Raw genomic sequence first — 1,817 nt, 5'->3', positions numbered from 1 at the left:
ACGTTCGTAGTCCTGAGCTCTGCCGGAAGTTCTGGAGCAGGCGGAGTTCAGCAGTGCGAAAGACGCTCGTCAAACTCGAGCTAGCGTTCCGGCAAGGGCCTCCGCAGCTGCGGAGGCCCTTATTTGTAACCAGCAGCGCACCAGCGAGGCCTGCTCTTGCCGAAAACCTCATCCGCCCAGGTGAGAAGACTGTGGCTGGCCAGGGAATCTCAGGGCGCAATGACCGTGGCGACTGCACGCGAGTACCCGTCACAGGGGATCACTCCGGCATGATGGTCGGCCGTGCTGTTGCGACTGGCCTACCTGGGTGTGACGAACGCGTTCGCCATGCTGTGCCTGCTGCCCATGAGTGGCCGGGACAAGGACATCGAGATCCTCGCCTTGCGCCATCAGATCACCGTGCTGGAACGTCAACTCGGTCAAGAGAGGGTGCGGTTCAGCCCAGCTGAGCGAGCGTTCCTGGCGGCGCTGCTGCACCGGCTGCCACGGAAGGTGCTGCGCAGCCTGCGGTTGCTGGTGCGCCCGGACACAGTGCTGCGCTGGCACCGCGACCTCATCGCACGCCGCCATGCGTCCGTTTCCAAACCAAAGCGCCCTGGCCGGCCACGCACCGTCCGTTCCATCCAGGCTTTGGTGCTACGCCTGGCAGAGGAGAACCCCAGCTGGGGTTACCGCCGACTTCACGGCGAATTGCTCGTCCTGGGAGTGAAAGTAGCAGCCTCGACCGTCTGGGAGATCTTGCAGGCGGCTGGGATAGACCCGGCCCCCGAACGCAACTCCAGCACATGGGCGGACTTCCTACGCTCCAAGGCCGACGCCTTGCTGGCTGGCTTGGCTTGGCTTGCTGGCTTGGGCGCCCGTTGGATCGACTGAGGGCTCCCCGGTCGATCGGTATCCGATCACGCAGGGGTCGGGTGCCGGGAGGAACCCGCCCGGGCACCTGGCGCAGCGGATGGCTGAAATTCCGCTGCAGATATCCCGAACAGCAATTCGTGAAACGCTGGCAAGCTGCCAGAACGCCGTGGCGGGAAGGGTGACCGTGAAAGTCGGAAAACGGGAATCAGGTCTATTCTCCTTCCGTCGCGGTATCGGAATGGCGCCGCAACTCATCCTGTACCAACGGGTCCTTCGGCTCTTGCCCAGTAGGAGGGGACTGTTGAATTTCTGTCTGTTCCGGGCCTTCTGCTGGATCGGATCCGTGCTCCCGCGGTGTCTGCTTCTCCTGCGGCATGATGTTCACCTTCTGGTTCGTTACGTGTTCTTCGAACCATGGCTGGAGTTCCGTTCCTGCCTCATCGGCGGTCGGTTCGATGGTGTATCTGCTGCCATCGTGATTCCCGGCCATCGGTTGGTGCAAACGTGCGTTTCCGTGCTGCGGGGCGTTCGTGCTCCACGTGGCGTGATCGGCTCGGGCGGGCATTCGTTGGTGGCGCGCCAGATCGGCTTAACGAGGTGTCCTGCGCGGTGTTCCCTCCGGTGCTATACAGGCCGGAGCTACGGCCAATGGGGGGTTGCGGGTGCCGATAAATCGTCCGCCCAGTTCCGGCTGCATGTTGGTACTCGTGAAGGGTTCCGCCGAGCCGATCTCGTCGGTGGATCTCCAGGCGTGTGATCTGTCCTGGCTCGGTGATCGGTTCGGGTAGCGGGCGGAGCGGAGCTGCTTGATTCAGGGCTCGGTGCGGCCGGTGCTCGTTGTAGTACGACTCGAACTCGCGCAGGGCATGGAGCTGATGGCGTTGGTGCCAGATGCGGGTGCGGTCCAGCAGTTCGTGTCGGTAGGTCTGTATCCAGCGCTCCATGATGGAGTTCATCCGGGG

At 63.2% G+C, this 1,817-nt stretch carries 2 protein-coding genes; one reads left to right on the top strand and one right to left on the bottom strand.

The features are described 5' to 3' along the window. Nucleotides 1–282: 282 nt before the first annotated feature. Complete coding sequence (locus tag E1288_RS49715; protein ID WP_132495683.1) at nucleotides 283–873, top strand: helix-turn-helix domain-containing protein; 591 nt, start codon at nucleotides 283–285, stop codon at nucleotides 871–873. Between the two features lie 419 nt (nucleotides 874–1,292). On the opposite strand, the gene E1288_RS49710 is transcribed toward E1288_RS49715, so the two are convergent. Then, on the bottom strand, nucleotides 1,293–1,811 hold the full coding sequence (locus E1288_RS49710) for an integrase core domain-containing protein (protein WP_268952046.1): 519 nt from the start codon (nucleotides 1,809–1,811) through the stop codon (nucleotides 1,293–1,295). Nucleotides 1,812–1,817: the final 6 nt, after the last annotated feature.

Source organism: Saccharopolyspora elongata (assembly GCF_004348985.1).
In the GTDB taxonomy this organism is placed as follows: domain Bacteria; phylum Actinomycetota; class Actinomycetes; order Mycobacteriales; family Pseudonocardiaceae; genus Saccharopolyspora; species Saccharopolyspora elongata.
This window is presented reverse-complemented; position numbering and strand designations above follow the sequence as displayed.